The organism is Chitinophaga filiformis (assembly GCF_023100805.1).
Lineage (GTDB): Bacteria > Bacteroidota > Bacteroidia > Chitinophagales > Chitinophagaceae > Chitinophaga > Chitinophaga filiformis_B.
This window is the reverse complement of sequence record NZ_CP095855.1, coordinates 6,227,037-6,251,558: the sequence shown is the minus strand read 5'-3', so window position 1 is coordinate 6,251,558 and position 24,522 is coordinate 6,227,037. Positions and strand designations below refer to the sequence as shown.

Sequence of the window (24,522 nt, the reverse complement as noted above, 5' to 3'; positions counted from 1 at the left end):
AATCACTCAACTGTTACCATATGAATATCAAAGGCACCATAAAGATACACGTGATTTTCACTCTAGCTCTATTAATACTATCATCATGTAAAAAAGAGGACAAGTTTCTTGACGTAAAGCCACAGGACAAACTCTTCACTATCTCAACGCTGAGAGATTGTGAGTATCTTTTACAGAATGAACGCATATTTAATTACTTTCAGCCCACTCTTGGTAAGGCATCTACTGATGAGTATTTTGTTAGTGAAAGTGATTTGATTAATTTGGAACCTATCTACCAAAACATTTATGTTTGGGCAAAAAAAATATATAGTCCAGGGGCAAACGACGCGAATTGGTCCGATGCCTACTCGAGAGTGTATTACGCCAACACTATACTGGATGCTTTGAAGTTACTACATATCGAAGCGGAAGATTCGAAACGGGTTGAAAGAATCAGGGCAATGGCTCTGTTTTACAGATCCTATGCCTTTAATAGTTTAATGCAGATATTTACGACTCCATATGATTCTGCAACAGCATCGACGGCATTAGGGATTCCCCTGAAGTTAAACTCGAATATGAATGAAATTCCCCAACGTTCATCGCAGCAAGAATGTTACAGGCAAATTATTTCTGATGTATTGTCTACTTTAATGCATTTGCCTATCAAAGCGGACTATATAACCCTGCCAAGTCAAAATGCCGCATATGGCTTCCTCGCTCGTGTTTGTCTTGCCATAGGAAATTATACTGATGCTAGATTATATGCAAACTCGGCACTCAATATAAATGATACTCTGTTTGATTATAATTTGGCTGAACCTGGCCCCGCATTCTACTACTTTATGAGCCTATCACAGTATCCAGTACCAGAGGATATCTTTCATACAATATTTCTTGGAGATCCCCTAAGCAGTTCTGTTACGAGAACAATTGTTGATTCTTCTTTATACAACTCATATGAAGAAAATGATTTAAGGAAATCGATGTTCTTCATGGACTACTTGGGCCAAAAAAGGTTCAAAGGATCTTATGAATTCAAAATGGTTCTTAGTCAGTATGAAGGAATTGCCAACGACGAGCTTTATTTAATTAGGGGCGAATGTGCAGCAAGAATGGGAGATGTTGAGAGTGCAATAAGTGATTTAAACAAATTATTGGTGAAGCGCTATAAGAAAGGTACATACATTATTAAGGTGACAAAAGATCCACTGGAGGCCTTAAAACTTATTTTGGAAGAAAGAAGGAAAGAAATGCCATTTAGAGGTACGCGATGGACGGACCTAAGACGACTTAATAAAGATCCAAGATTTTCCGTGACACTAAAGAGAATTGTTAACGGGACAAAGTACATACTTACACCAAACGATTCCCGATATGCAATGCCAATCCCCGACAATGAAATAGAATTGAGCGGAATACAACAAAATAATAGATAAATGTTGTATTTTATGAAAAATTTTAAAAGTTCAATAAAGTTATACTTTTGCTCAAGTATTCCATTTCTCCTATTAAGTAGCACAGCTCCAAAATTAAACGCCCTTAGCCAAGATTCTACAACATATGCTACGATTAGTATTGAAGGTAATAATCTAAGCAGTTCTTCCCATGCTCAACTTTTCATGCGAGATTTCGAATACTTTGCAGATTCCAGACGGGAGCACAATGAAAATCGAAATAAGGTAATTGATGAAAAAGCTGCTAACTCTGGCAACGGTATGTACAGTATCCATTTCTCTAAAATTTATCCCGTTGGCCTCAGATATGCCGAGATCGACTGCTACATTTCTGAGAATATAGCATTCACTCTCCCTTTTTTTATAGAGCCTGGGGATTCCATAAAAATAATTTATAATAACGGCATGTTTAATTTCAGTGGAAACAAATCTGAAAAATATAAATGTCAACATCGGTTAAATCAAATTTTATTTTCCTCCACATCGCAACGTTCATTAAGTAAAACCAATTACATCCACTATCTTGACTCTATTTCGTTATTAAGTCTAAATGTATTAGATGAATATAAGAATGAAATATCTGATAGTGTTTTCATGGTAATCAAAAGTTTTATTATTGATAGATGTCAGCGGAAAAAAAATATTGAAATAATAAGCTTAAATCACTATGACTCAATATCAAAATTCAATTATAAAAACCCGATATGGAATGAATCAGTAAGCGAATATTTCAAAACGACCTTAATAGCAAGGCAATCTATTATGTATGCTGACTTCTTAACTAGCCAGTATGAGTTCGATTCATGTTATAGCCGAAAAACAAGAATAAATTTCAAAAATTGCTATCAGTACATAACGCGAAAACTTAGTGGGCCGGCTAGAGAATGGGCAATTCTAAACCTTGTTCAAAAACATAACCTAGATAGCGAGGACGGAGAAAACATTGAAAAGTGTGTTAAAGATGCTATTAAAAGTGGCTTTGTAGATTCTGATTCGGTAAAAAATATTTTAGTCGACTATTGTGACTTATTAATCCCCGGCAAAAAAGCCTTTAATTTTTCTTCAGAGAATATTCATGGAGAAAGAGTTCGTTTAACAGATTTTAAAGGTAAGGTTGTGTTACTCGATTTCTATTGCCATCCATGTGGGGCCTGCAGGAGAAATCATTCTATAATTGATAGCATCAGTAAACAGTATTTACACAAGGACTTTGTTGTAATAGGAATTTTTTCACCAAGTGGGACCCAAAATAAAAAATTATGGAGGAGGTTAGTCATGGATGAAGTATATACTTCCCAAATCGACATCAATTTAATTGATAAGGCTTATGCTGATACATTCCACAATGTTGCAAGTAAGTATAAAGTGAATGGATTCCCGACATTAATCCTAATTAATAAGAATGGCCGCTTAATTGGAAGTCCAATTATTCCATACGTTGACAACGGTGCTCATTTGAATGAGCTAATTCATAATAATTTGTGACTTATAATTACATAGATTGGAAAGTCGGCAAACCTTGAAAAAATCTTTACTCTGCGTCTAGTTCTTATATATCCTGCCTGTATTGCTCAAAAAATTAACGTACGGATGACAAGTGGTGTTTTCTGATGGAAAAACTATCGTATAGTTCGGATTGCTTGATGCGTCATTTAGCCTAGCGATTGATAAAGTTGTAGTAAAGGTGCATACTTCGTAAAAAAAGCCAAAGACGCAGGTAGAAAATAATGGTAAGGTCGATTTTGAAGAATAGTAGCTGTAAACTCCATTCAGGCTTCTGTAAGCATAAACGGTGATTGTCGTAAACTTATGAGTGGAAGAAAATCCAGTCAGGACAATGCCAATACTTACGACAGAGGTGATAGCCATAACCGTCAAATGTAGTTTCCGCATAAAAAAAATATTTTGAAAAGTTATGTTGCGCGAGATAGGAGGATAGCCGATGATATCAGCTACCCTCATTGTTGTTATTACTTCCAAATTTTACCAGGACTCAGATAGTTAACATAGGGGTGTTGCCCTGCCCCTGTTATTTCTGCTGGGAAGTTCGTTGTATAATTGGGACTGGCAGTTGCATCATTCAGTCTTGCAATGGATAGTGTTGTGGTAAATGTACATGTTGGTAAACCAACAACCTGCCCCACATAGGTCATAGGTGTTCTGCCCATTAATTTTGCTGCTAAAAAAAACTATGAGCAGCAAATTAAACAAACCGGTTAAAATGCGTCGCACGGAGAGTGAAATCAGTGGCTTGATGGATATGTTTGATAAGGGAGGAATGAGAGTTAAGGACTTTTGCGAACTTCATAATATAAGCGATGCCACCTTTTACAATTGGCGAAAGAAATATCCACCCATAAAAACAGCTCCTTCAGAAGGATTTATAGAAATCATTTCTTCACTTCCCGCTAGAGATTTACCGGAAGAACGATTATTTGCCAAAGTGGGAGATATTTGTCTTTACCAGCCAGTTGGCCCTGATTATCTCAAATCGTTACTGGCATGAGCAACATAATATTGTTTACAGACCGGTATAGGTATTTTTTATATGGAGGCAGTGCTGATATGCGTAAAAGTTTTGCAGGACTTTGCGGAATCGTGATAAATGAGATGCACATGACTATCACAGATAATGACATATTTGTATTCCTCAACAAAGACAAGACTCACATGAAGATACTCTTGCATGAACACAATGGTTTTACGATGCTGTATCGTAAGTTAGATAAGGGGAGGTTCGATCTTTTGATGCAGGAAGGAGGTAACAACGCAGTTGCATTAAATGCCAGTGACTTATTATCTATTCTTAAAGGATTATCTTTCCATAAGTATCGTCAATACACTTAATCTTTTATTAATCTCAGTGCGCAAATTATTTTTGTTTAACAGTGAAGGTAGATCGAACAAAGATCTGCCTTCGCTGTTATTGGTAGTGTCTGATGAAACAATCTCACGAAACATACAACAAAGCTGCTATCTCTGATGGAAAGGATCAGGTAATTGTACTATTACAGGAGCAAATATTGCTCCTGCAGCAGGATCGTGAGACTACTGATAACTTACTCAGAGAGCAGGACCAATTGATCATCAGACAGCATCAGTATTTATGCGATAAGGATCTGCAACTTGCCAGCTATCAGCAAACAATCCTACAACAAGTCGAACAATTATCTCAGTATGATCAACTGATCACCAACCAGCATAAACAGATATCTACACAGCAGCAACACTTAGACGAACAGAATAAAGAGTTAAGTAAGCTAGATATGCTTCGGCATGAGTTGCGTATAGTAAAGAAATGGATCTATGGGATAAAAAGTGAGAAACGTCATACCAGCAACGAACTCCCCATGTCGGTAGATGTGATACAAGGCAAATTATCCCTGGACGTTGATGACTGGGGTGTATGTCACATAAACAGTAGAAAACTAGTAGCCGCTCATATCAGGACCAGTATTACCATTGCCCCAAAGAAAAGAGGTGGTCGACATGATCTTCCTGAAGGGTTGGAAGAAGAGATTATTGTCCTGGACGTAGAAAATCTGCCTGTTGGCGCCAGACTTTTGCGAATAGAAGAACAGCGGCAGTTGGCTTGTAGTCCGCTACGGTGGTACGTCAAAGTTACCAGGAGACCTGTTTACATAGCTTCTTGTGAAGATGGCTTGTATGCTAAACAGTTCGTAGCTCCGCTACCAAAACATCCTATCCCCAGATGTAAAGTAGACATTAGTGTTCTGGTAATGCTATTGATTGACAAGTTCCTTTATCATATGCCTGTATGGCGACAGCAGAGACGTTTTGTCCAGTATGGGATCACGCTATCTTATAGCACGCTATCCTATTTTACGAATAGGGTCTGCGATATACTGGAACCATTATGGCATTTACTTCTTAAGGAAATATTAAGCAGCAGGCATCTTCATTTTGATGAGAGTTGTTACAAGGTTTTGGATGACACCCGCAAGAAGGGTAAGAAATCACATTTAGGCTGGATGTGGGCAATAATGTCCCCTGTTCAGCGCATAGCTGGTTTTACCTATCAGGAAGGAAGAGGTAAAAAGGATATTGCGAAAATATTGTCAGGGTATCGGGGATACTTGCTGACAGATGGTTATGGGGTGTATACCAGCTATGGTAAACAGCCAGGTGTCATCCATCAACAATGTCTTGTGCATGTGAGAAGATATTTTACGCAAGCCCTGAATTATGACTCCAGCCGTGCGGGATATGCTTTAGATAACTTCTTTAAACCTTTATATGCCATCGAAGCAGCATGTAAAGCATTGAACCTGGATTATGATCAGATCACTGAAAAGAGACAGGCCGAATCCGTTCCGGTACTATTAGCAATGCGTCAGTGGCTGGAACAACAAGCTCCTGGTACTATACCGGGGACTCCGATGCATAAAGCTATTACTTACGCACTTACCCGCTTTGACGCACTGATGATCTATACAACTGATGGAATGTTAGAGGCTGACAACAATTTACTGGAAGCACAAATACGACCACTGGCATTAGGCAGGCATAACCACATGTTTGCGGGTTCTCATCTGGCAGGTAAACGCGCTGCTATTATTTACAGTCTGCTGGCTACTTGCCGTCTACAAGGTGTCAATCCTGTAAAATGGTTGGATGATGTGCTGCGAAGAATTACTGATCACCCTAAAGACAAGTATCTGGAACTTTTGCCCCAGAACTGGAAATCGTCCAACACCACACATAAATCGGCTGTCTGACAGATATCCGATTATATCCCTTGCTTTATTTTGCCGGTAGCGAGATCTATCACTTTTGCACTTTCTGCCTCCGCCTTCTTCCTGTCGCGTTTCTCCTGGGCCCTAATAACAGATTGATCTCTTCTATCAAGTTCTTCATCACTGAGCATGACGACCAAATCGTGAATATCGATCTTGTAAAATTTACAGATCTTCAATGCCATTAAAAAGCTCAGTTCTCTTTGATCCCGTTCTGTTTTCAAGTATGTCGTATAGGAAGTACGCAGGGCCTGTGAAAAAGCGGTGTTGTCGGGTTGATAGATTGCTCTCAATTTAGCCAGCGCCTGGCCTACAGTCAATCTATCGGGCGGGGAGAACGTTAACATAACGGAACTATTTGGTTGTAAACCAAATATCGACAAAATCACGCTAAAATGAAAAACGGAATATCACGAGATATTACTGGTGAAATGTCGATAGTAAAAAGACGGGGCACGTTGGAGGTTTACACATGTTGGGTCCGTAGTCCCACCACATACGGCACCTAGTGGAAGACTGGCAGTTTGAGTGTAGTAACTAAATGTACTACCATTTTTATAAGCATAAACCGTAATTGTAGCAAATTTATGCTTGGCGGTGAATCCAGATGAAGCTATTCCGACGCCAGTAAGTGAAGCGATTGCCATAATACCCAGTTGTAACTTTTTCATAAACCCTAATTTAATTTTTTAAAGAATTGTCGATTTTATCAGGATTCGACAGTTAACCTGACTTCTTGCGCATGAAATATTTTTACAGTGAGCGCATACTTTTCTCCAGATGAATACATAGCAACAGGAGAGAAGATGCACTCCCGGATGGAATTTCGGATATTAATATGCCCGTGAATTAATTTGGGGGCAGACATTATCTATTGCGGTTCTAACGCAAGTGTAAAGAATGTCACACTTGCCTATGGTTTCTCCTAGTTTTGGCAATTTCGGTTGATCTATTATTGAAGAACCAGCCGGAGGCTGCAATCGCCAACAGTGCTACGTTGATGAGAAAGTGATTTTCCCAACTCATATTTCGAAATATTCCTCCGCAAATACAGGGTACATACTTGAATGCGTGTATTAACGCCAATCCTATGTAGCCAGTAAATAGAATCATCAATATTGTGGCTCCCACAAATCCCAATCTTCGGGTTTTAGGGATGAACAATAGCATAGAAACAATAAATTCGGACGAAGGAATGCCCCAAATGAGTATGGGCTTGGACCATGCTGGGAGAGGCTGTCTCCCCATAATTTCAGTATAGTCATTAAACTTAATAAGCTTATCGGACGCTGTGTAAAGAAAGGTTAGTACGATTACGGCCCCAAGTAAGGTGACAATGATATCTTTTTTCATAAAAATGGTTAAAATATGGGATAGGTTATTTTATCAGGTCTAAGGTATCTTAACAGATAATGAATTATAGCGCCATTGCCTGTCATAAGACTTCCGGTAAAAACACCGCTTGTGTCAGTCGCCCAAAGCAGGCCTTCTCCAGAATCATGGATGGCTCTGTGTAGTACATAATTGGTGATCCAGTCAGCTCTCTCCATCCATTCTTGTGAGCTGGCCACATTTGCTGCTTGCAAATACACTTCCCCAACACCGGCAAGACCGCTAGAGAACCCCAGGTTTGCTGCATTCAGTCTATTGGGAATTTTCCTGAGCAATTTTTCTACATGTTTTCGGAGCTTGGTTTCCTGGGTAATACCATATGCCTGTAAGAAAGGAATTGCTGCCCCTGCAATTCCCGCTCTGATCCAGGGGGCTTTTATTTGTCGGGATCTGCGCCGTCGTTCACTCTTTATAAGATATTCTAAACCTCTCATCGCACTTAGAATGATGGTGTCACTTTTCTTATACTGATATGCCTTCAGCAAAAAATATATGATTCCGGAAACTCCAGTAAAAAAACTAAAATCGATATCCTTAGGAATTGAGCCAGTCGTAGAATTGAGGCGCCAGGAGCCATCTTTGCATTGTTGTTCTAAAATTCGGTGAATAATGCTATCCAGCGCTTGTCTCGGCCAATCTTCCTGGAAGATTTTACAAACTTCAATTAGTATTATTCCTATGCCAGCCGAACCGGTTTCTAAATTAAGCTCAGGCAATAACAGCCCTGTGGATCTTCGTATTGCCTTTAAAATTTCAGGAGTTGAGGTAACCCATTGGAGATTGATTGCCTTCAATGCCAATAATGCATTCCCCTCCATTCCATAAAACAATCCGGTATTTGCTATTTGAGTATTATTTACATAGTGATTGAAAAGGTAATTGAAATTAGCTTCCAGTACACCTTTGCATGGAGAGAGATCAAATCCTAGACTTTTCGCATCCATTAAGAGGTAAATAATCCCTCCAATGCCCTGGTAGAGGTCTGGTGATATTACGGTTTCAGCAACTTCATTTGGATGGATACCGGCTGCATCACTAGATTTTGAAACCCACAACTTTTCAGAATTCACTACTTTTCTACTGGTCAATCCCGCAATAGCATGCTGAATAACTGATCTCACTTGTTCAGGATTTGGTTTACCCATGTTAAACATCGCCGGGCTAAAGTAATTATTCGGCCATGTATTCACAGCGGCAGCGATACCGGATAGCGTTGGCCGGTGTTCAGCAACCGGGGAGAAGCATTGACTTACCAGGCTCGCCTGGTTGGGGCCCATGTGAAAGCTGAGTTGTTTCCGTAGTGCATCTATATTGTCCAGATCAAATGCCATAGGTGATATTCCGGTCAAACACCGGACCATCAGCCCTCCGACGCCATAAATGTCCTGCTGTACTGTCGGCGTAGCACCTTCATTTTGTTCGGGCGACATATAACCAGGCGTTCCAAGTTCAAAAGGAGGAGATGGTTTACCCGTATCAATATGATAAGTCAACTCAAAGTCAGTACACGTGACGCAGTGAGGTCTGTCAATAAGAAAGTTTCTTGGATTCACATCCCTGAATATGTAGCCGTTAGAGTGAAGCTTAATCAACAACAGCAGGATTGACTTTAAAGCATTTAATATGTTTTCCCACACGTCTGATGGCAAGGTTGAACAATGGCCTAAAGCATAGCTTTCATCAATATACTGGCTCAATGGCATACCCTTTTTAAAATCAATCACCAGGTAATAATTTCCGGATTCTTCAAAAAGAGCGTAAGCATCCGGAGCGGGAATAATTTGGGATAGTCGCTTGTGCATCTCAAATTGCCAGAGGAGTCTGTCCGTAACGTCTCTGCCGGCGTAATCATAGGACATGTATTTTATTCCTTCCTTAACCACTCGGTATCTAAGTGACCTGAGATCCAGGACCTTCATCACCCGTCCCTTAGCGTCGTTTTTTAAAATTTTATCAATTAGGTACCTTTTGGCTAATATTTTCTGTTTCTTAATGGCTGGAGGCGCAGTAATGGAAATAAACGGCCATGTAAGTTGCCGGGCCACCAGAACGCCAGGTACATTGATACAATCAGTGGCGGCTGTATCCATACCATTTGTTGATACGTTGCTTTCCTTGCTGTTGTCTACTATATTGGCATGCACGAGACCTTTTATGTGGAATGCTGTTGGAATAATAGGTCCTCTAAATCCACTGGTAAGCTTAATTAAGGTCGCGGCCAGTTGGCAAATGTCATTTTCATCAGGGTAAATAGTGATGATTTTTCCGATCATATCATATCCATAAAAGCCAGCAAATAGGGCGCGGACTATTGCAGGAGATTTTGCAACATCAAAGGATAAATTGGTTTTGGCCAGGTATGGAACGATCTGTACCAACAATGCTTCTATCTCAGTCACTACTACTGACATGTACAGAACCCAACCTCCTTTGTGTGGACGCTGATTCACTTTCAGAAACTTTTCATCTTCCGCAAAGCGGAGCCGAAACTTCTCTAGAATTTCAGTATATCCAAGGGCGCTATACTCTCGCTCGATCCGAAGGTTGCTAATAATGATATTGTCATTATCGGTGATCATACTTCTGGTATTAGATACAATGGAATTGGTTTAGATGCTTTTTGAATTACGCTTTTAATCCACTTCTTACTGAGTTCAATTTTTGATCGGAATTGTATAATAAAAGCAGAGTTCACAAATATCATTTGAACGTCCTTCTCGGAAAAATTGTCCGGATGCTCAATTTGATTCTGTTTTATGGCTTTATATACAGCTTTAGCCTCGGAGAACCTTTTAATTTGCATGAGTATTGTATAGTGGTAATACAAAAGCCTCCATTGATACAGCGAAGGTTTCACATCCGCTACACCCGGCCCATGAGGACGTCGCCCGTGGAACTGGGTTACTGCAAATTTGCTGTAAATGAAGGCTATGTTCCACTGCCTCATATTTATATAGAATTCAATAATCGTTTCTATAGGCTCTGCAAACCTTTTATCTGCACGAAATGCCTTTAAAAGATTGACCTTGATTAACGGCCACGGTTCATTTAGATCCATTTGGTTGGCTGCTATATGGTTGTATAGCCGGCATTGTTCATACCGCTCGATCCCCTCTAAACCAGCGACTTCTAAATAAGATTTCTGAGCCAGCAAATGCCATTGTCTTTCCCGCACCGGGTCTTTGCAGTTAATAGCCGCGGCGTAGTAACTATCGGCCAGGTATAATAACCACCGATAGGTCCTGTGTCCTCTGGCAATGTATTCCTTCAGTTTTTCAACATAGAAGAGATACTTTTTTTCTATGTCAGTTTTCCAACTGGCGCCTTTCATTTCATAGTTCATGATAATATTGTTGCAATGAGATACTGTAACTTGCTCGCTGGTACACTGGAGGTATTCATGCACAGGTCCTTCCCAATGAAACGGCTTTGAGAGGTTGAAGAATAGTTGCTTTGAAAATGCCATATCTTCAGATAAGCCGGTTACAAAATATAGGTCATCATTAATCTCGTCTTTATTGAAATCTCCCACAAACTTCATTTCCTCATCGCAGTCAAACCAAAATCCCCAGATATCCTGCTTGTTCCAACAGAGGTGTTCTACTACTTCAAGTAGCTTGTCCAGGGCAAAATTCCGTGAGCTGGCAAAATCGTCGAAAGACCGCTCGAATACGTACGTCGGAATTGCATGAACATTCCCCCAGCTTTTTATGATTGCTATAGTGTTATCTGTTGAACCCGTATCAACGGCTACGATCAGGTCGGTAATCGGCAAGGCTGAGCTCAGCATTGTTTCAATTATATGACTTTCATTTTTGCAAATGAAGTTGAGCGCCAACTTTTTCATGATATTATAACTTCAAGTGGTGAATGTGATGATGCCTGCTTTTGAATATTGAAATACCGTTCATAACCTTTTATCCTGGTAATTTCTTCTGTATTAATCGAACTGGGACACCTTTTAATACAGGTAATCAGTTTTTCGTACCACTGTTTGGCTTCCACCAGTTTTCCGATGGATAGTGAAATAGGAACATGATAATAGAGCACTTTCCATTGGTAGAAGGAATCATCTACATACCACTTATTGTCGGTTTTCGGCTGTTTTCCATATAAATAATCACTGCAGTACGAACTGAAGACAAATGCTGCCCTCGGATTATCCTCATTATAATAATGCACAATGATGTCCCGTAACGATTCGGCGCGAGAGGGACATACCTGGAAAGCTTGAAGTAATAATTCTTCTATTCTTGGCCAGGGCGTATTTAGGCGATCCAGAAGATCAGCGAGTTTCCAATACGAAATGTACAGGGATTCATCGCTTTTGCGCGAGTTATGAATGTATGTTTTGAATCCATCAATGGCCATACCAAAATGATGATACCGATCGCTTTCTTTATTACATATATTGCCGGCTTGTAAATGCAGATAAGCAAGTAAAAAATTGTAAGTAGCCGTGTTGTATTTTATCATTTTTTCTTTGGCTGCTGTCAACGTATTCAAATAGGCCTCATAAACTTCATATGACATGTCACTTGTAGCCATCACTTCTCCTGCCATTCTATCCAATACAGATTCTATGTATTTTGGGCCTTGGTAAAAGCCAGTTGCCAGTAGTTTATAGAGATTTGCGTTCATGGTAAAAATTTTGTTGAATATTACTGAATAATCAACTGTTGAGATGGCGCCGCTCTCGATGGGTATTGCCTGTCACCATAGCTTTGCTTCATTTTTAACAGTATCTCTGTATTTATTAATCCGAAAGACAGTAGTAGCATCATAGGGAATATTTGATATCTTATTACAATGATATTAGCCGAGATGCTAAAACAGAAGTTCAATAACAGCAGCAAGCTCACAGCTAATGAAGACCTGGGTAATAGTGCCATTGCTCGCTTTACTTTAAAGAGCAATAGCGTGGTTGTATAGAAGATATTTAGTAGTAAGAATAGCAGCGGGAATATCAACAGCACGACTCCCTGCAGGTGTTTGGAAATTGATTTTGCCTGATTGGTTTCTAATTGGAACCAATCTACCGCGAAAGGATAAATCTGCGATTTTCCCAGGTTGTATAGGGAAAGCACTTCCAGCGGAGGGTAGAAGTAATTTTTTGTATTTATTGCTACAAAGTACCGGAGAAAGGCACCTGGATGCTGTTTGATCAGTGTAAGGCCGTATTTCCCGAAAAGAGGGGAGACCTTTCCCCATCCCAACAGGTACTGGTAGAAGTTCGTTGTATGCACATGTCGGTCCATGTAAACCTTTAGGGGCGCTTTTGGTTTTCTAATAAAATAATTGGCAACATATGCGCTCAGGTTCCTTTTCTCGGGCGGGGTGGATTGAAAGAAAGTCTCGGATATCTGGTCTAATTCCCGTAACTCAGGTGTTGTCCATGTTCCGGGCGCCACAGTAATATATCCTCGCATATAGAGCGCGTTGTTGGCCCATTGCCAGCCAGAGAGCATCGGAAACTGTGGGGAGCCGGTTAATTGCTTGGCTACTGTTCTTGAGTGAATAACAAATGGTATGATAAGCGCCGGCCCTGCAAGAATCCCTGCGAACTTCCATATAGTTTTGAATTTGGACATGGTAAAAATTAAAGCAGCAATCAAAGGGTAAACCATCGCGTTAAATCTTACAGTGAAGCACAGAAACAATAGGATCGCCTGTAGCGGAACATGGTACCACCTGGGTCGATTTAAAATGTATACTAACTGCACGATCCAAAGTATGCTTAAGGAAAGAAATAATGTATCGCTGGAAACGTAGTTGGCCAGATACAGGAATAATGGGTTGGAGAAGAGAAATGCCGTTAGAATCTGCTTATAGATCTTTCTTAGCCCAAACAAGTAGTCAATGGTAAAATATAACAGCAGGCAGCAGCATTCAAAGAACAGGAATTGAAACCATACCAAAGCTACAGCAGATGATGTCAGCATGTGAAAAAATCGTAAGAATTTCGAGTATCCGACTGGCCAGATATTAATGTCCATGTTGGCAAATGCCGCGAAAATGTAACTATAACTGTCCGAGAAAAAATCCGGAAAAGGATAACAAAGTTTAAACAGGAAGAATTCTATGACAGTGAAAAGCAAAATTGCCAGCAGATAGAACCGGTTGGCGGGATCGCGGAATACAAAGGCTCTGAATGAGCGGTGGAATACCTGTCCTGTAAGTCCGGCGCCGCTTCTGCTTTCAAACCAACGGTCGATAACTGCTCGATATGTTTGTTGCCTTTTCACGAAGTGTTAGTTTTTAAATTGTTGGAAGAATTTTATCTGTTTTTTGGTAAATTCCTCAGGATGTTGCTCGACATAGGGCAATATTTTTCGATAGGCATTCATCATTTCTTCTTCCATACGCAGGTTGGAACAGATATCAGCGTGGTAGTACATTACCTTCCAAGTATAGAAACTCGGATCAATGAACCATTTGCAATCCGTAGGGATTTTTTCATGGAATTTTTTAATGGCGATAGTACTATATAAATAACCGAAAGTCCACGCTTTTTTTGCCCGGTAATGCTGGATCACATGCCGTGTCGCTTCACCACGTCCCTCGTGTATCGGGCTGGCAGCCAGGAGCGTTTTTTCGACCTCGGGCCATGGAAAACATAGTCTTTCCATGACAAGACCCATTTGCCACTGGGCGAAATACCTGATATCATTTTTGAGGGTTGGGTTTTGCAGGAAAACGGTATAATGATTTAGGGACCGAAGTAATAATTCATGGGATGCTACATTTTTGGCGCAAAGGCGTGAAGCCTCCTGACAGTAATAGGCACCAAAAAGTTCAACCAAAGAAAGTGAATCTCCAGTTTCATTGTGTGCATCGCACCAGAGCCGAACAAATTTTTGGAACTCGGCCTCTTGTAGCATCGTACCATTGATAGCCAGCGCTTCAGCTTCAGTTAAATGATGGGTGAGAACAGGGAGTTGATCAGGCGTTAAGTTACAATCGTTCTCATTCAAAGCTTCTGAATTGACTGAAGTATTCATAATAGGCTAAGTTTTATTGATATACTGGTATACTATCTTCCTGGTCGGATTGATTTCATAATTAAGGCTCGCTTCATTTGGGTCTATGGTATAGTCAGGTTTCTGGCGTGTTTCCAGCATTTGTACTTTACCAGGTAAATTGCGTATTACTGGCTGTAATTATCTTATCTGTGCTTGTTCCATATGATTCGGATATAAACATTTATAGTTCAAGAACAAGGGTTGGCCTCTCTACCATCGAGGTATATTGCTAATTACCAGGATTCAGAATTCAATTAGCAGTCCGGAAAAATTGCCTGGTCGCTTTTTACTATCAGCAACAGGTACGTGTGTAATGCAATTTAGTGGCATGAGTTTGTAGAAAACAAGTCAATCTTTATCGAAAGTGTGTACCGCGTTTTCTATTTAATAAACATTAGGCAGTTTTTCGAATCCGATACTGCGCAGGTGTAATACCGGTATGTTTTTTAAAAAATTCTCCAAAATGACTTTGCGAGCTGTAGCCAACCTTTGTATAAATCTCTTTGATGGAAATTTCTTCATCTTCGAGCATGGTCATTGCAGCCTCCAGCCTTTTTTTCTCCAGATATTTGTGGACAGAAGCGTTTACCAGCTTTTGAAAGGCGGCCTGTAAAATTCTTACCGGTACATTAAAATCATACGAAAGGGACTCCTGGGTTATAGGTTGATCATAATTGCGATCAATATATGTGATTGCTTTTGTGGCGATTTCAACTGACCTTTTGGTCAAACGTGTAGATGAACAATTGCGCATAGGAGAAGATTTAATGCTTAATCTTTATTTTTTTGATTTTACATAAAGAGGCCCAGGGAGATCTCCTCAAGATCCTCTGCTAATAGACGCTTCAATATTGAACTGAAGGGGGACTGGACGCTAAGGAGAAACAGCGCTTTGAGTGCGTTATCAGTTTACAGGAATACAATTTTTTTTCCCTCCTGGCGATAACGTATCCCGCTGGCCTTTAGGATTTCCAGTACGGTGGCTATATCTGCTGTTCTTGATATTTTGCCGGTAAATGTTTTGTGGATATTGGGTGGTAATTCATAACTGATGTCATACCATCTGGATAGTTCTGGCATAATGGTATGCAATTCGGCTTTACGGAAATCAAAAAGTTGCTGTTTCCATGCAATCACCTGGGATGCATCCGGTGTGCGCGACGCTTTCCAATGGGTGCCGGAGATTACCAAAGTCGTACCGGCAGAAATTGCATAATTTTCCCTATCATTCGAAACCTGGACTTTTCCATGTATTATTGTTGTACGTAAAGTCGGCTCACTGTTATAAGCCTGTACATTAAATTGCGTTCCAAGCACCCTTATAGTCACTGTACCTGCAGCCACTTGAAAAGAACGACCCGCACTTTTGTTTACTTCAAAAAAGCCTTCTCCGCTTAAAGTTACCCTTCGGTCACGGTCACCAAATTGGGCTGGAAACTGTAATTGTGACAATGCGTTCAACCACACGCTGGAACTATCCGGTAGTAGAACACTATATTGGCATCCCCTGGGTGTAACCAATGTATTGATCCCCTGGGACGAACCAGGACGCTGGCCGCCAGTTTGGAACAAAAGCCTGCGGTTCTTTAAATCAACGGTTGCTCCAATATCCTGCAGATGTTTACTTTTTAGTGCTGAACTATCCAATATAAGTACGGTTCCATCTTCAAGGATCATATACGTTTGCCGCAGGCTGTCTAGCTGTTGCGGCACTTTTCTTTCTACATACGGCGTTTGCACATCCCGTTGTTTGTTGATCAGCCAATACCCGATCACTGAGACCATTACAATGCCCAAAACGATCGCCGCATATCGAAAGAACTGACTGTCAATACGCCATTTTTTTGGAGAGAGTGCAATACTGGAGCCTGGATCCTGCATACGGTTGTTGATTAATTGGACCAATGCTTCATAGCTTTTCTCCGCAAATTCTTCGTCTGGCGCGACGGTGGTTTCCTGCAGTTCAGCCTCCAGGTACTTAAGTACTTGCTCCTGGTGTTCTATCTGATCAAGGGCAGCAAGGAACCTGGCCAATTCTCGATTGGATAACCGTCCATTCAAATATCTTTCCAACAGCAGCTGGAATTTATCAGTTGTCATGATATTTGGTGCCTTCTATATAATTAGACACTTTTCTACAGAGGGTGGGAGGGTGGTTCAGAAAAAAAAATTTATTTAAACAAGCAGATAAGACCAGAATGATCGCAATGATGACTTTAATGCCTGTATCGCTTTATGGACTAATTCCTTTACAGTAGACCTGGAAATCTTCATGATTTTTCCTATTTCCTTATAAGTCATTCCTTTATCCCTGGAAAGGCGCCAGGCCTCCTGTTGGCGGGCCGGGAGTTGCTGTATTGCTTTTTCCAGCAAGGTGTGTTGCTGTCGGGAAATTGTCTGTTCTTCCACATTGTCGGTAGACTCCTGAAAGCGTTCTTTCAAAAACGTTCGGTACCGGGCATGTACAGCATTTTTACGCCACTCATTCAGTACGGCATGCTTGGCCATGGTAACCAGATAGCTTTCGACATTTTCCGGGGAAATCGTATCCCAGCTTTCCCAAAGCCGAAGAAATACTGATTGTGCCACATCCTCCGCTTTTTCACGTTGTCGTAGCAGCGAGTATGCGGTTGCATATACTCGAGGATAGTACTTTATGTATATTTCCTTAAACACGGAAATCCAGCGACTGAGTTGGGCCCAGGGCTGCACATTTGGTTGTATACTAATTTACAAAGAAAAATATTTGGCTACTGAAGAGGTATCTAATTTTAATGCTCCCCCATTTTTTGTCTGAACTTCATATATTACAGTATTCTACCCTGTGTCAATAAGCGATTAATCGTCAACTGCTCCATTGGCATCTCCGGATAGGCGATGGTCAATGCCGTCTAGCAAACTTCCTGTTTTAGGAGAGTCTCCTGGATTCAATACTTCACCAGCTGGCCTGTTTTATAATGTAGAAGTTATTAGATAAAAACCGGTGAAGTGAACCTTTAATAAATGGACCGGTGGTAATTGAGCTTTCCCGGTCACAGGAAACTGAGAGCACCTGTTTAAATACCCAACTGTTTCATATCCTTCACTGTTTGAACAAATAGTCTGACATCGGTTGGAGAAAATCCCGGATCTTCCCTCCAATTTTTTTTTAACAACCTGCTGAAACGAACATATGCTGTATTCAAAGTTTCCCAAAATTTATATTACGGCAAACAAGCAATGAAAATTGTTTGTCACAAACCTTTATCGTGCCAATGTAAAAGGGCGTTGCTGTCGGCGACATCTGCAAAGGTCGAGGAAGTGATTCAACCACATATTTGGCTAAATGCGGATTTGTTCACCCACCGATCGGTATTATATTGAACCTCTCGCTGGTTTACAGTTTACGAACCGCGCGCTATCTGTCAATAGAATTGCTCTGCCTTGATCTGGCTGCCATTAGAAATCCCGGTATTTTAGATTTTCTCAAATTGTGGGCGAGTGGCCGCTTGCGCGCTTTGACAGCCGCTTCATATAGGCTGTTCCGTCTGTGATGAAACCAACCCAAAATGCGTCCTGCCACCGCGGTAAAATTCCATAAGTTGGCATCTCGTCAGCAGCTGAAATCATTGACTTAGCTGTTATACTGCTTCCACCTCAAAAGTACGTATGCGTCATAACTTCCTCTTCCATATAAAGGTCATGTTGAAATAAAATTACAGTTGCTCCTCTCCCTATGAGTTCATACATCTTGCAGATTATTGCATATGACCGAAATCATAGCGGTAGTTGCTATAGGGGATCTGATTATGGTATAATGGAGTAATAGCATATTCACATTGTCAGGCGGAAAAGCATAAAATTTATTCCCTGCTGGGAAAAGGTTCAAAAAGCCCTTGTTGTGCACATCTACCTTTGGATAGCATTTGGTAATAGACGGTAAAGCATTACTCTTAGCCAATTCGTCTTACCAGGAACTATTAAGAGTTTACATAATGAATATCCAGGTAAAGAACATAGATATAGATGAAGCGGGTTGCGGGCAGGCTATCGCCTTTACAGCACTGCTGACGGTAAACGATCGTGTCGTGGCACTGCTCCGTGACCAGGGAAAGGGGGCCGGTATTGAGGTCATGCCCCTGCGGCCCGCAGATGGACCGCTACTGGGTCAGGTCGCCCGGTGCTGCGCTTTACATTATACCCTGCGCCCAACAGTCATAGATCCATCTGATCCATCTTACCACCGGCAAAGTGCACTGCAGCATTTTGTTGAACACCAGGTCTATCAATGTATACAACGTAGAATGATCTGGCGACTGGATGCACAACTGGCGGCAGCCATGGAAAAAGCCATCGTCTATGGCCGGCTGGATGGAGACCTGCGCTACCATCCTTTACATGCCAGTATTGACTACCTGCTGACCTCTACCCAGGGAAGCCGGATACTGGAACAGGCACTGAAGGGAATCGTTCCTTACCTGCAACCCGGAGAATATGTCATCAACCAGAACATACCGTTTTTCCTGTTGATGGCCATGTTGCAATAGTCATTTGCCGCATCCTGGTGCAAAACCCGGAAGCTACTGGTCGCAAAAAGCAGCAACTACCCGATATCTTTTGAGGCGTTTGATTAATTACTTGTGTAAAATGTAAAAAGCCATGTCGGATAAACTGATCGATGAACAAATACAGCGAAATATCGGCTTGCTGAAAAGCAAGGGATATCTCGATAATGGACAGGGGACCAGTAGTACAGACTTTGAACATGCACTACGGGGACAAATACATGGCATTTTGTTAAATAACTATTTGCCGAAAGAGGCACAGGCGGGTAACTGGGAATTGTTCGACCTGCCCATCATAGCGCAGATGGCTACACAGCAGGTGACCTTTCCCATCTTTTTTAAGCTGGAGACAGATACCAGGCAACTGACAATATCCAGCCTGTCGGTAAAACTATCAGACGGGCAAACCTCCCATATACCAATAGAAGCACCGGAACAATTGCCGACGATTGATGCAGCCGTTGTTTATGCTGTTGGCAAAAAACTGTATGTACCTAATAACCTTAACCATCGTTTGGTGCAACCGGCCAACAGGAAAAAAGGACCGAGAGGTAAATTTTATTGAACCCACCACTGTAGGCGGAGAGCGTGCGGTGGTCCGGGAAAGCTATTTTATCGAATGACAGGAACAACGCTGTTCAGCTGTTTGCAGACTTTGATAACAGTCACCTTTTAAAGATCATTGATCATAGATTCCTTTCAATAAAAAATGAGGCATCTGCGAGCCATTGCAGGGGGGATCAGCTAATGGGATATGGCACTACTAAAACAGGAACGATTCCCCCTTTTCTTCCATTCGTCATACTGCTTTCTGATGGTAAAATCCGCTTCTGCAAATAGGAGCAGGGGTAACTGCCGATATCTGATAGCCGCGGGCAGGCTCTCACCATTATATATAATGGTGTCGGTAAGATATGTTCCGCAAAGCGCTCAAGTATCCCGCATAAATGATGCCTTCAACAAGGGAGCGAAAAGGAGTGGGAGAACAACAATACTAAGTTATTAATCAGTGTAGGCAGCTATGTTATAGCTGCAACAGCTTTTGTCTCAACAAGGGTTAGGGCGGACACCTTTTGGCGTGTCCAGCAAGATGTACAGTTGTGCACAATATGCACAACTGATGTAGCCGGCAACGCATGGTTGCCCCGCTACAAAATCCTCCGAAGTCGGATTTTTTTTAAACAATCAAAACAGCACTATGCCAAGAAAGAAAGTACCGCAGCAGGAAGCTTTGGCCTATGACGTAAAGACCAGGATCAATCAGTATCATTTCGACCGTTTACAGCGACTGCTGGCTTCCTCCCGTTGTAAGAATATGAGTGGGCTGCTGCGCATCATTATCTGTGAACGTCCTCTGACGGTTTACACAAAAGATGACAGCCTGGGAACGGTGATGGAGGAGCTGGTAAAGGTGCGTAAGGAAATGAACGCCATTGGTGTTAATATCAATCAGCTCGCCCGACAGATCAACGCAGCACCAGACCATGCCGGGAAACTGCTGCATACCCTGGCCCTGCCATCGTTATTGCAGCAGGTGTCTGCGACGACACAACAGCTGATTCCCACTATAGAAGCGCTGGCAGAAAAATGGTTGCAAAAGTGATCTGTGGCAAACATATGCGGCGCCTGCTCAGCTATAACGAGCTCAAAGTAGAAAAAGGGGTAGCGCAGCTACTGGCGGCGGAAGGATTTGGGCTTGGTCCCGAACGGCTCAACTTTTACCAGAAGCTTCACCGCTTTTCGTCGCTGGCAGCACGCAATGAGGTGGCAGAGACAAACGTCATTCACATCTCCCTCAATTTCCCACCGGAAGAGCAGCTGGACTGTGATGTCCTGCAGCAGATTGCCGCCGACTATATGACGCGCATAGGTTTTGGTGACCAACCCTACCTGGTCTATCAACACTTCGATGCCGGTCACCCACACCTGCATATCGTCACTACCTGTATACAGGCAAATGGTGATCGCATCCCCACGCATAACATCGGCAAAGAGAAATCAGCACCGGCGCGCCTGGCCATAGAGGCGGCCTATGGATTAATACCTGCCAAAGGCAGAAGGGCTTCTGACACCGGAGAGCTGCCGGCAGCCTGGCTGCGTAAGGTGCGCTATGGCCAGAAACCTACCAAAGCAACCATCGCAGAAATCGTCGGTGGCGTACTACGCAACTACCACTTTGGTAGCCTGCAGGAGTATAATGCTGTACTGCGGCATTTTGGCGTGATGGCAGACAGTGGTGCTCCTGGCAGCCGCCTGGCAGCGCACCAGGGGTTAGTATACCGGCTGCTGGATGAGCAGGGACAGCCGCAAGGCGTACCTATCAAAGCGAGCAGTCTGTATAAGGCGCCTACCATCAAAAATCTGCACCTCCAGTTTTTGAAACACTCCCAGCATAAGAAAAAGTATGCCGGACGCCTGACACGTACCATAGACCAGTTGCTGCAACAGCCGCTGTCACTGTCAGCGCTATCGGCCGCATTGGAGAAAGAAGAGATTAGTCTGGTAGTGCGTAGCAATTCACAAGGCATCATCTATGGTTTCACCTACATCGATCACCTGAGCTGCTGTGTCTTCAACGGTAGCCAGCTGGGTAAAAAATATAGCGCACCTGCACTGTTGCGAAAAATGCTTACCGAGCCGGTGGGCGCGGCAGCATCCAATCAGCAGTTTGTCGACACCCTGATGGAACTTACTCCCTTCGCGCAAGGTACAGCCGCAGTAATGCAATACTGGCAGGAGGCAGGACTACAGCTGATTACCCAACCGCAACATCCTGAGCCGCCTTTGTTCTGGATGGGAAGGCAGGGGAGTGATACTGCCAGTTTTGTGCTGGCTTCAAAAGCGGTACAAGCCTACCTGCTTGCTGCCGCCAGCACTTCCACATCGGCTACGGCAGCCGGTAGCAGTCAGGCATATTTAACGGCCCAGCCAAACAGCCAGGAGTCGCCTTTCATAGCCGCACTGGCGATGCTGACCCAGGCCTACAGCGCACTTTTTATCGAATGGATAGAGCCGGTATATACCGATAACTGGATACCGGCGGCGCTGCTGAGAGAAGCCAAAAAGAAAAAGAAAAGAAAACGTTTATCCTGAGCCGGTAGCACAACGACCAGCGGGAGAGAAAATGTGTGTATGAAAAAATCGTGTGTGTATGAATACTGGAGAAAATGAACAAGGACTGCGGGCCATCATCGACTTTGTCCGCAAAGGTTCCATCCTGTTACTGGGACTACATTATTACATCTACTGCTATCTCGCTTTCGTACAATGGGGGATGGTACCCGCAATAGTGCAGCGCGTATTAGTCAACATTGCCGCAACACCGCTATTTAGCCATCCGCTCTATACCAAGGGAGCCGTAATTGGGCTGCTCGCCATTTCACTGTTTGGCACCAAAGGTAAAAAAGATGAGAAGGCCACCCTGGCTACTATCCTGTCTTTATTGGTAATAGGGCTGCTGCTGTACTGGGGGGCAGCCTTGTTGTTGTATCTGGTACTCCCCGTGTCTACGCTGGCCACCCTCTATATCAGCGTCACCAGCATTGGCTATCTGGCGCTGCTCTCCGCAGGTGCCCGCCTGTCACGGCTGATCAAACTGCAATTAGGCAAAGACATCTTCAACGAGATCAATGAGACATTCCCACAGCAGGAGGAGCTGATAGAAAACGAATATTCTGTTAACCTGCGCGGACGCTATCGGCTCAAAAATAAGATCCGGCAGATGTGGATCAATATTCAGAATCCGTTCAGGGGCACTTTGCTCTGCGGCTCCGCAGGGGCAGGTAAAACATTTTTTGTTGTCCGCTCATGGATAGAGCAACATATCAGTAAGGGTTATACGATGTTTTTGTATGATTTCAAATACGACGACCTGACCAAAATTGCCTACAACGCCTTACTGCAAAACCAGTCTGCCTACCGCATACCTCCCCGGTTCTATGTCATCAATTTCGATGACCTAAGCCGCAGCCATCGTTGCAATCCTCTGGATCCCGATATGATGACCGATATCACGGATGCGGCAGAAGCGGCACGCACCATCCTCTTGGGTCTTAACAGGGACTGGATCCGACGCCAGGGGGATTTCTTCGTGGAGAGTCCCTGCAACTTTCTGACGGCGGTGATCTGGTTTTTACGTGGCTACCAGGGAGGGCGATTCTGTACCTTACCCCATGTCATTGAAATGATGTCTGTGCACTATGATGACCTGTTCCCTGTACTGGGCACCGACCCACAGTGTGATGTATTTTTAAACCCCTTTATCTCAGCCTACCTGGCACGAGCGAACGAACAACTGGAAGGCCAGATAGCCAGTGCGAAAATTGGAATGGCGCGCCTAAGCTCACCGCAATTATATTGGGTCATGAGCGGTAGTGAATTTACCCTCGATGTCAACAATCCCGAAGCGCCCAAGATTGTCGCCATGGGCAATAACCCATTAAAGATTCAGATCTATGGGGCCTTACTTTCTCTCTATATATCCCGCATGCTTAAACTGGTAAACCGCAAAAACCAACAAAAGTGTTCCCTGATTTTTGACGAGTATCCCACTATCTACGCACCTTTGGACACGTGCCTGGCAACGGCGAGGAGCAATCTTGTAAGTGTGCTGCTGGCAGTTCAGTCGACAGAACAATTACGCAAAGATTATGGGCGTGAACAGGCAGATGTAATCATCAACCTACCCGGAAACATCTTGTGCGGACAAACCTTTGGTGATACTGCCAAAGTACTCAGCGAGCGTTTCGGAAAAATTGTACAGACAAGGGATAGCGTTTCTATCAACCGGCAGGATACCAGTGTAAGCCATAATACGCAACTGGACTACGCCGTACCGCCCTCGCGTATTTCCGCTTTGAGCAGTGGTGAGTTTGTCGGCATGGTAGCAGATAACCCTAACACACCGGTTAAACTAAAAACCTTTCATTGTAATATCATCAATGATCCGCAGGCTATCAGTACCCAGGAGGCCGCCTACCAGCCACTACCCATCGTCAGAGAAGTCTCCATATTGGAAGTACAGGAAAACTACATACAGATAAAAAATGATATTGCGCAACTGATCGCAACAGAGATTGATCGTATCCGCAAGGACCCGCAGCTGGCACACCTGCTGTTCATCAAACCGGAGGACGAGCTGCCCTCTGTTCCCGGAAGCTAAAAATGGCCTGGTGGCGGATTGGCTGGCCGCAAGCAGCAAGTCCGCAAACTTTTTTGGTATAAACCGGTACATAAGGGGTAACCAAATTTTCGCTTATTAAATTTGTCCACGCGCTTATTAATTTATTGCCAGCGGCTATTAGCTGAGTGTTGGCAGTATTGGCAGATTGTCGTAACTTATTGTTGTTCACATCCTTTCAATTTCCAG

General features: G+C 42.8%; 21 protein-coding genes. 10 read left to right on the top strand and 11 right to left on the bottom strand.

Features of this window, described 5'->3' with window-relative positions; all coding sequences use genetic code 11:
- Positions 1–20 precede the first annotated feature (20 nt).
- The 5 genes from MYF79_RS24185 to tnpC all read left to right on the top strand — a co-directional run bounded on the left by MYF79_RS24185 (position 21) and on the right by tnpC (position 6,178).
- Positions 21–1,421, top strand: coding sequence for a RagB/SusD family nutrient uptake outer membrane protein (locus MYF79_RS24185; RefSeq protein WP_247810396.1), 1,401 nt, complete (start codon positions 21–23; stop codon positions 1,419–1,421).
- A 12-nt stretch (positions 1,422–1,433) separates the two neighbouring features.
- Positions 1,434–2,924 carry a peroxiredoxin family protein gene (locus MYF79_RS24180; protein WP_247810395.1) on the top strand — a complete coding sequence of 497 codons (1,491 nt, stop codon included), beginning with the start codon at positions 1,434–1,436 and terminating at the stop codon, positions 2,922–2,924.
- 706 nt (positions 2,925–3,630) lie between these two features.
- Positions 3,631–3,945 (top strand): IS66 family insertion sequence element accessory protein TnpA, encoded by a 315-nt coding sequence (tnpA, locus tag MYF79_RS24175; RefSeq protein ID WP_247810394.1) that lies wholly within the window; start codon positions 3,631–3,633, stop codon positions 3,943–3,945.
- Complete coding sequence (gene tnpB, locus MYF79_RS24170) at positions 3,942–4,286, top strand: IS66 family insertion sequence element accessory protein TnpB (RefSeq protein WP_247810393.1); 345 nt, start codon at positions 3,942–3,944, stop codon at positions 4,284–4,286. Before tnpA ends, tnpB begins: the two co-directional genes overlap by 4 nt.
- A 92-nt stretch (positions 4,287–4,378) precedes the next feature.
- Positions 4,379–6,178, top strand: a complete 1,800-nt coding sequence (tnpC, locus tag MYF79_RS24165; RefSeq protein ID WP_247810392.1) for an IS66 family transposase — start codon at positions 4,379–4,381, stop codon at positions 6,176–6,178.
- Between the two features lie 11 nt (positions 6,179–6,189).
- Here tnpC and MYF79_RS24160 read toward each other — a convergent pair whose 3' ends face one another.
- From MYF79_RS24160 to MYF79_RS24115, 11 genes are all read right to left on the bottom strand, one after another.
- Positions 6,190–6,543 carry a hypothetical protein gene (locus tag MYF79_RS24160; protein WP_247810391.1) on the bottom strand — a complete coding sequence of 118 codons (354 nt, stop codon included), beginning with the start codon at positions 6,541–6,543 and terminating at the stop codon, positions 6,190–6,192.
- A gap of 63 nt (positions 6,544–6,606) precedes the next feature.
- Entirely contained in the window at positions 6,607–6,867 is a 261-nt protein-coding gene (locus tag MYF79_RS24155; RefSeq protein WP_247810390.1) for a hypothetical protein, read from the bottom strand.
- Positions 6,868–7,099: 232 nt separating this feature from the next.
- Positions 7,100–7,549, bottom strand: a complete 450-nt coding sequence (locus MYF79_RS32540; protein ID WP_410688329.1) for a MauE/DoxX family redox-associated membrane protein — start codon at positions 7,547–7,549, stop codon at positions 7,100–7,102.
- A gap of 8 nt (positions 7,550–7,557) precedes the next feature.
- Positions 7,558–10,167, bottom strand: a complete 2,610-nt coding sequence (locus tag MYF79_RS24150; RefSeq protein WP_247810389.1) for a lanthionine synthetase LanC family protein — start codon at positions 10,165–10,167, stop codon at positions 7,558–7,560.
- Positions 10,164–11,435, bottom strand: a complete 1,272-nt coding sequence (locus tag MYF79_RS24145) for a hypothetical protein (protein ID WP_247810388.1) — start codon at positions 11,433–11,435, stop codon at positions 10,164–10,166. Before MYF79_RS24145 ends, MYF79_RS24150 begins: the two co-directional genes overlap by 4 nt.
- The gene (locus MYF79_RS24140) at positions 11,432–12,229 is read right to left on the bottom strand and encodes a hypothetical protein (RefSeq protein WP_247810387.1); all 798 of its coding nucleotides are present in this window, start codon (positions 12,227–12,229) and stop codon (positions 11,432–11,434) included. The genes MYF79_RS24145 and MYF79_RS24140 overlap by 4 nt, the downstream gene beginning before the upstream one ends.
- Before the next feature lie 20 nt (positions 12,230–12,249).
- On the bottom strand, positions 12,250–13,179 hold the full coding sequence (locus MYF79_RS24135; RefSeq protein ID WP_247810386.1) for a hypothetical protein: 930 nt from the start codon (positions 13,177–13,179) through the stop codon (positions 12,250–12,252).
- A gap of 660 nt (positions 13,180–13,839) precedes the next feature.
- Positions 13,840–14,589 (bottom strand): hypothetical protein, encoded by a 750-nt coding sequence (locus tag MYF79_RS24130; protein ID WP_247810385.1) that lies wholly within the window; start codon positions 14,587–14,589, stop codon positions 13,840–13,842.
- Positions 14,590–15,004: 415 nt separating this feature from the next.
- Complete coding sequence (locus tag MYF79_RS24125) at positions 15,005–15,364, bottom strand: helix-turn-helix domain-containing protein (protein ID WP_247810384.1); 360 nt, start codon at positions 15,362–15,364, stop codon at positions 15,005–15,007.
- A gap of 155 nt (positions 15,365–15,519) precedes the next feature.
- Entirely contained in the window at positions 15,520–16,710 is a 1,191-nt protein-coding gene (locus tag MYF79_RS24120; RefSeq protein WP_247810383.1) for a FecR family protein, read from the bottom strand.
- A 75-nt stretch (positions 16,711–16,785) separates the two neighbouring features.
- Complete coding sequence (locus tag MYF79_RS24115; RefSeq protein WP_247815097.1) at positions 16,786–17,286, bottom strand: RNA polymerase sigma factor; 501 nt, start codon at positions 17,284–17,286, stop codon at positions 16,786–16,788.
- A 1,298-nt stretch (positions 17,287–18,584) separates the two neighbouring features.
- On the opposite strand from MYF79_RS24115, the gene MYF79_RS24110 reads away from it, so the two are divergent.
- The 5 genes from MYF79_RS24110 to mobC (MYF79_RS24090) all read left to right on the top strand — a co-directional run bounded on the left by MYF79_RS24110 (position 18,585) and on the right by mobC (MYF79_RS24090) (position 24,315).
- Complete coding sequence (locus MYF79_RS24110) at positions 18,585–19,136, top strand: hypothetical protein (RefSeq protein WP_247810382.1); 552 nt, start codon at positions 18,585–18,587, stop codon at positions 19,134–19,136.
- 112 nt (positions 19,137–19,248) lie between these two features.
- Positions 19,249–19,719, top strand: a complete 471-nt coding sequence (locus tag MYF79_RS24105) for a hypothetical protein (protein WP_247810381.1) — start codon at positions 19,249–19,251, stop codon at positions 19,717–19,719.
- 633 nt (positions 19,720–20,352) lie between these two features.
- Complete coding sequence (mobC, locus tag MYF79_RS24100; RefSeq protein WP_247810380.1) at positions 20,353–20,757, top strand: plasmid mobilization relaxosome protein MobC; 405 nt, start codon at positions 20,353–20,355, stop codon at positions 20,755–20,757.
- Positions 20,742–22,247: a relaxase/mobilization nuclease domain-containing protein gene (locus MYF79_RS24095; protein WP_247810379.1), complete on the top strand. Its 1,506-nt coding sequence runs from the start codon at positions 20,742–20,744 to the stop codon at positions 22,245–22,247. The genes mobC (MYF79_RS24100) and MYF79_RS24095 overlap by 16 nt, the downstream gene beginning before the upstream one ends.
- A gap of 58 nt (positions 22,248–22,305) precedes the next feature.
- Positions 22,306–24,315, top strand: a complete 2,010-nt coding sequence (gene mobC / locus MYF79_RS24090; RefSeq protein ID WP_247810378.1) for a conjugal transfer protein MobC — start codon at positions 22,306–22,308, stop codon at positions 24,313–24,315.
- Positions 24,316–24,522: the final 207 nt, after the last annotated feature.

Coding starts and splice junctions, on each gene's coding strand:
- MYF79_RS24185 (WP_247810396.1), top strand. CDS start 21: ATGAATATCAAAGGCACCATAAAGATACACGTGATTTTCACTCTAGCT.
- MYF79_RS24180 (WP_247810395.1), top strand. CDS start 1,434: ATGAAAAATTTTAAAAGTTCAATAAAGTTATACTTTTGCTCAAGTATT.
- tnpA (WP_247810394.1), top strand. CDS start 3,631: ATGAGCAGCAAATTAAACAAACCGGTTAAAATGCGTCGCACGGAGAGT.
- tnpB (WP_247810393.1), top strand. CDS start 3,942: ATGAGCAACATAATATTGTTTACAGACCGGTATAGGTATTTTTTATAT.
- tnpC (WP_247810392.1), top strand. CDS start 4,379: ATGAAACAATCTCACGAAACATACAACAAAGCTGCTATCTCTGATGGA.
- MYF79_RS24160 (WP_247810391.1), bottom strand. CDS start 6,543: ATGTTAACGTTCTCCCCGCCCGATAGATTGACTGTAGGCCAGGCGCTG.
- MYF79_RS24155 (WP_247810390.1), bottom strand. CDS start 6,867: ATGAAAAAGTTACAACTGGGTATTATGGCAATCGCTTCACTTACTGGC.
- MYF79_RS32540 (WP_410688329.1), bottom strand. CDS start 7,549: ATGAAAAAAGATATCATTGTCACCTTACTTGGGGCCGTAATCGTACTA.
- MYF79_RS24150 (WP_247810389.1), bottom strand. CDS start 10,167: ATGATCACCGATAATGACAATATCATTATTAGCAACCTTCGGATCGAG.
- MYF79_RS24145 (WP_247810388.1), bottom strand. CDS start 11,435: ATGAAAAAGTTGGCGCTCAACTTCATTTGCAAAAATGAAAGTCATATA.
- MYF79_RS24140 (WP_247810387.1), bottom strand. CDS start 12,229: ATGAACGCAAATCTCTATAAACTACTGGCAACTGGCTTTTACCAAGGC.
- MYF79_RS24135 (WP_247810386.1), bottom strand. CDS start 13,179: ATGTCCAAATTCAAAACTATATGGAAGTTCGCAGGGATTCTTGCAGGG.
- MYF79_RS24130 (WP_247810385.1), bottom strand. CDS start 14,589: ATGAATACTTCAGTCAATTCAGAAGCTTTGAATGAGAACGATTGTAAC.
- MYF79_RS24125 (WP_247810384.1), bottom strand. CDS start 15,364: ATGCGCAATTGTTCATCTACACGTTTGACCAAAAGGTCAGTTGAAATC.
- MYF79_RS24120 (WP_247810383.1), bottom strand. CDS start 16,710: ATGACAACTGATAAATTCCAGCTGCTGTTGGAAAGATATTTGAATGGA.
- MYF79_RS24110 (WP_247810382.1), top strand. CDS start 18,585: ATGAATATCCAGGTAAAGAACATAGATATAGATGAAGCGGGTTGCGGG.
- MYF79_RS24105 (WP_247810381.1), top strand. CDS start 19,249: ATGTCGGATAAACTGATCGATGAACAAATACAGCGAAATATCGGCTTG.
- mobC (WP_247810380.1), top strand. CDS start 20,353: ATGCCAAGAAAGAAAGTACCGCAGCAGGAAGCTTTGGCCTATGACGTA.
- MYF79_RS24095 (WP_247810379.1), top strand. CDS start 20,742: ATGGTTGCAAAAGTGATCTGTGGCAAACATATGCGGCGCCTGCTCAGC.
- mobC (WP_247810378.1), top strand. CDS start 22,306: ATGAATACTGGAGAAAATGAACAAGGACTGCGGGCCATCATCGACTTT.